The sequence below is a fragment of the Streptomyces sp. NRRL S-495 genome, from assembly GCF_000966955.1.
GTDB classification, from domain to species: domain Bacteria; phylum Actinomycetota; class Actinomycetes; order Streptomycetales; family Streptomycetaceae; genus Kitasatospora; species Kitasatospora purpeofusca.
In genome coordinates this window covers 1-5,047 of sequence record NZ_JZWY01000653.1, presented here as the reverse complement: position 1 = coordinate 5,047, position 5,047 = coordinate 1, and the positions used below count along the sequence as shown (strand labels likewise).

At 73.1% G+C, this 5,047-nt stretch carries 4 protein-coding genes; 3 read left to right on the top strand and 1 reads right to left on the bottom strand.

The annotated features are described in order from the left end of the window. Positions 1–72: 72 nt before the first annotated feature. A complete protein-coding gene (locus tag VR45_RS29995; protein ID WP_045943011.1) occupies positions 73–417 on the top strand; it encodes a hypothetical protein in 345 nt (114 codons plus the stop codon). Positions 418–468: 51 nt separating this feature from the next. Here VR45_RS29995 and VR45_RS29990 read toward each other — a convergent pair whose 3' ends face one another. Continuing rightward, positions 469–723, bottom strand: coding sequence for a hypothetical protein (locus VR45_RS29990; protein ID WP_045943010.1), 255 nt, complete (start codon positions 721–723; stop codon positions 469–471). Between the two features lie 714 nt (positions 724–1,437). Here VR45_RS29990 and VR45_RS29985 point away from each other — a divergent pair. Together VR45_RS29985 and VR45_RS29980 are read left to right on the top strand one after the other, a co-directional pair. Further along, positions 1,438–2,655 (top strand): hypothetical protein, encoded by a 1,218-nt coding sequence (locus VR45_RS29985; RefSeq protein WP_199926029.1) that lies wholly within the window; start codon positions 1,438–1,440, stop codon positions 2,653–2,655. Positions 2,656–2,791: 136 nt separating this feature from the next. Further along, complete coding sequence (locus VR45_RS29980) at positions 2,792–4,999, top strand: tetratricopeptide repeat protein (RefSeq protein ID WP_063772564.1); 2,208 nt, start codon at positions 2,792–2,794, stop codon at positions 4,997–4,999. Positions 5,000–5,047: the final 48 nt, after the last annotated feature.

Below are 5,047 nucleotides of genomic sequence, written 5' to 3'. Positions count from 1 at the left end.
GTCGGGGGTGGGGCGGTAGCGTCGAGTTGATCGTCCGCCGGGTCCCGGCGGGCCCTGTTTCCGGAGGTTCCCTTGCCGCAGATCCTGGTCGACCACTCGGCCGATCTCGACTTCGACCGTGCCGTCTTCGCCGAGGAGGTGCACCGGGCGATCGCCGAGGTGATCGACACCACCGTGCCGGACTGCAAGACCGTCTTCCGCCCGGCCGCCCGGTACGTGGTGGGTGACGGGACGACGGGGGAGGCGGTGGTGCTGGTGGAGATCAAGATCCTGGCCGGCCGCAGTGCGGAGCAGCGCGCGGAGCTGACCGCCCGGGTGCTCGCCGTGCTGGAGTCCTGCGTCACCGTGCCCGCCGCGATAGGGGCCGAGGTCACCGAACTGGACCGTGCCACCTACCGCTTCGTCCATCACAAGTAGCGGCTCCGGCGCCCCGGCCGACGCGCCCCGGCCGGGGCGCGCGGGGTCCGGTCAGCTCACGCAGGTGACGATGACCTCCCAGTAGCCGGGGGCGATCACCTCGACCTCCGAGCTGCACTGGGCGTCGGTGTAGCCCGCGGCGTGCGCGGCGGCCCAGGCCCGGGTGGTGGCGGCGGACGGGTTGGGGCCGTAGGCCCTGAAGTACTTGGTCGCGGTGACCGACGCGTCGGCGGCGGTACCCGCGACGCCGAGCAGGGCCGCGGTGGTGAGGGCCACGGCGGCGATGCGGCGAGGAAGCGAACCCATTGCTGTTCTCCACTGTCCTGGATGGGATGGTGCGGGAAACGGCACGTGCGCTGTCGTTGCAAGCAGGGACTGTAGCAACCGATGTGACGGTCCGACAGACGTCGGGCGGCCGGCAATGACCGGGGGCGGAGGGGGTCCGCGCCCCGGGGCGTCGGACCGCGTCGTCCCGTCGAATGCAATTCATTTCAGTTTATATTCTGGCGCGGCACCCAAGCTCGCCCGGTGGTCGCGAGCCGACTTCGTCGCCTCCGGTCGGCCCCGTGGAAGTCGGCCCTGACCTGCGCACTCGACCGCATCCTGCCCGGGGGTCTGCCGATCGGCGGTGTGTCGTTCTCTTGACGCGGGTGACACAGGTTCATCACTCTTGGCTCGGCCAGCTGGTGTGGCTGGGATGGAGAATCTCATTCATCTCAGCTCATGCCTCCTCATGGCCTCGACCACGAGTCGTGGAAGGAGGTGTCCGTCATGAAGAAGATCGTCGTCCGCAAGGCCGGCCCGGTCCGCCTGACCAGCACGGCGCGTGCGCTGTACCTGCCGTGGGACTGCATGGTGCAGGTCTGATCCGACCCCGAGGGCAGGGGACGGCGGTGCCGGTCGGGTGCATCACGACCGGCACCGCTCCTGTCGCCCGCTCCATCCGTTCGCCCGCTCCGCTCGTGAGCCCGCTCCACCCGCCCGTTCCCTCCGCCCGCCCACCTCCCGCAAGGAGGCCCCGTGCACTCCCCGGTGGACAGCAACTCCGACGCCCCGGGCCTCGACCTGGACCGACCGTTGCCCATGCGCCGGCTCGTCTACCTGGAGGAGGCCGACGAAGTCACCATCGGCAGCCCGGAGACCGACACCTACGCCGTCTTCCCGGCCGACGGCGCGGAGCTGGTCCGGATGCTGGCCGACGGCCTCACCCCGCGCGAGGCGGCCGAGCGCTACCGGACCGCGCACGGCGAGAGCGTGGACATTGCCGACCTGGTCGAGGTCCTCGCGGAACTCGACCTCTTCCGCCCCGCCGACACGCCGACGGCGGAGACCGCGCCGGTGCGCTGGCAGCGCCTGGGCGGACTGCTCTTCGGCCGGCCGGCGCTGGTCGGCTACGCGCTCCTGACGGCCCTCGCCGCGGTCGAGATGGTCCGGGTGCCCGCCCTGGTCCCGCGCACCGACAACCTGTTCTTCACCACGTCCTACACCCTCGTCGTCCTGCTCCTGTTCTTCGGCCAGGCGCCGCTGCTGGCGCTGCACGAGGCGTTCCACGCGCTGGCCGGGCGCCGGCTGGGCCTGCGCTCACGGCTCTCGGTCGGGCACCGCCTGGTGTACCTGGTGCTGGAGACCTCGCTCGACGGGCTGGTGAGCGTGCCGCGCCGACAGCGCTACCTGCCCATCCTGGCGGGCATGCTGGCCGACGTGCTGGCGATCGCCGTCCTCACCCTGATCGCCGACGTGACGCGCGGGGGCGCCGCCACCGTCGCCCGGCTCTGCCTCGCGATCGCCTACGCCACGGTGCTGCGGCTGGCCTGGCAGGGCTTCTTCTACCTGCGCACCGACCTCTACGTGCTGCTCAGCACCGCGCTGGGCTGCGTGAACCTGCACGCCGCCGCGGTCGACGTGCTCCGCAACACCGTCCGGCGGGTCACCGGGCGGCCGCCGGTGGACCTGGAGGTGCACCACCCCGTCGACCGGCGGGCCGCCCGCTGGTACGCCTGGCTGATGGTGGTGGGCTACGCGTTCACCCTGACGATGTTCGCCGGCGTCGTCGTACCGACGGCGTACCGGCTGCTGCACGACGTGTGGCTGCGGATGACCGGTCAGGGGTCGACGGCCGCCCGGCTGGACTCGATCGTCCTCCTGCTGCTGAGCCTCGCGCAGACCGCCGCCGTCGTGGTCCTCGCCGTCCGGGAGCGCCGCGCTGCCCGGCGCCCGGCCCCCGCCAGGACCGCCTGACCCTGGACCGCCGCACCTCGTCGCCACGCGCACCGAGGCACCACGCGCACTGAGGAACCACGCGCACTGAGGAACCACCTGCGCCGCGTCACCACCTGCCCCACCTCCCCGTCACCGCACGAAAGGCAGCTGTGCCATGGCCGAACACCGCCACCACTGGGTCCGCGCCGCCGGGCGCCCCGCTCGCGTCGCCGCCCGCGCGACGCTCGACCTGCCGCCCGTGCTCGCCGTGGTGAACGCCGACCGCCGACTGCGCGGGCCCTACACGGCCGTCGGGTCGATCCTGCGGGCGACCCTGCCCGACGCGCTCGCGCGCTGCCCCGAAGCCGTCACCGGGCACGACATCGAGATCCTCTCGACCACCCCCGAACTGCGGGACCTGGTGCCCGCCACCCGCGAGACGCTCACCTCGCTCGCGGTGCCCAAGGAACGCACCCGCTTCTACTCCGCGCTGCGCACCCTGCGGATCGCCCACGGCCTGGTCGAGTTCCTGGAGGCGTACCTGCGCGCCCTCGGCACGGGCCCGCACACCCTGGTCGTCGAGGACGCGCACCGGGCCGATCCGACCGACGGCGAATTCCTCGCCGTTCTGTTGCGACGGATCGACCCGGCACTGCTGACCGTGGTCGTGACCACCGGCACCGAGCCGCTGGAGCGTCCGGCCGGTCCGGGCCGCGAGACGCTGCCCGACGCGCTCGCCGCCCACTGCGCGGTGCTCGACCCGGCCGCCCCCGAGCCCGCGGCCGAACCGGATCCCGCCGGGCAGGAGCGGGCCGAACTCGGCCGCGCCCTCATCGCCGCCGACGGCATCGGTGACGAGGCCGACGCGCTCGCCGCCTACCTGGCGCTCCCGGCCGACGAACGCGCCCGCCTGCACGACCTGCGGCGCGCCGAGCTGGAGACGGCCGGCGAGTCCTCGCTCAGGCTGGGGGCCATCGCTTGGCACGCGGAGCACGGCAGCGATCCCGCCGGTGTCGGGGCGGACGTCCTGCGCCACGCCCTCGACCACTGCATGGACCTCGGCTACTACCACGCCGTGGTGGATCTCGGCGAGCGCGGCCGACAGCTGGTGACGCACGAGAGCAATCCGAACCACTGGTGGGCCTTCACCACCAAGATGACCACCTCCTTCGCGGCGCTCGGCCTGGCGGAGCGGGCCCTGCCGCTGTACGACGAGGCCCGTGCGCTCAGCGCCTCGCCCGAGGTCCACATGCAGGCCGCGTACGCCACCGCCATGCTGCACACCCGGCACTTCGAGGCCGGGCGCCGGGACCACCAGTTGGCCCGTGCCTGGGTCAACCAGGCCATCGCCTTCGCCCGTTGGCACCCGGACCCGAAGGAGCGGGAGGCGCGGGTCGTGTTCAACCGCAACGGGCTCGCGCTGATCGAGGTCCACCAGGGGCGCCCGGCCGCCGCGTTGGAGCTGCTGGACGCCTGCATCGCCCGGCTGGACGAGACCCTGCAGCCCGACGAGCACGCGCTGCACCGTTCGGTGCTGCTCTACAACCGGGCCCAGGTGCACGCGGCACTCGGCCACCACACCGAGGCCGTCGCCGACTACACCGCGGTGATCGAGTGCGACCCCAACTACGCCGAGTACCACTTCGACCGGGGCATGCTCTGGCGCGACCTCGGTGAGCCGGAGCGGGCCCTGGCCGACTACGAGCACGCCATCCGGCTCTCCCCGCCCTTCCCCGAGGCCTACTTCAACCGGGCGGACGTCCTGGCCGAGCTGGGCGAGACCGAGGCCGCGGCGGCGGACTTCGGATATGTGCTCCAGCTCGACCCGGAGTTCGAGGAGGCCCGGATCAACCGGGCCGCCCTGCTGCTCGAGGCGGGCTCCCACGACCTCGCCCGGGCGGACATCGCCGCCGGGCTGGAGCGGAACCCGAAGAACGCCCGACTCCTCTGCCTGAAGGGGCAGTTGCTGGCCGCGGAGGAGGACCTCGCGGCGGCGGCCGGGGCCTACGCGGAGGCCGTCGACGTCGACCCCGGGTCCGCCGAGGCGTGGGCGCTGCTCGGGGAACTCCGCTACCAGGAGGGCGACTTGGACGGGGCGGGCAGCCATCTGGCCCGCGCGGTCGAGCTGTCCGCGGAACCGGGCATCCGGTTCAACCTGGCCGTGGTCCACCACGACGCCGGCCGGTACGGGGAGGCCGTGCGGCTGCTGGACGAGGTGGTGGACGCGACCGAGGACGTCGACGCCCGCCTCCAGCGGGCCCGTTGTCTGCTCGGGCTGGACCGTCCCGAGGCGGCCAAGGCCGATCTGCTCGCCTGCCTGGAGGCCGATTCCGGGGCCGCGGAACAGGTGTACGGACTGATGCCCGAGCTGGCCCGGGGCTGAACCGCCCTTCCCCGCATCGTCGCCCCGCCGGACCCGCGGCCGCCCGCC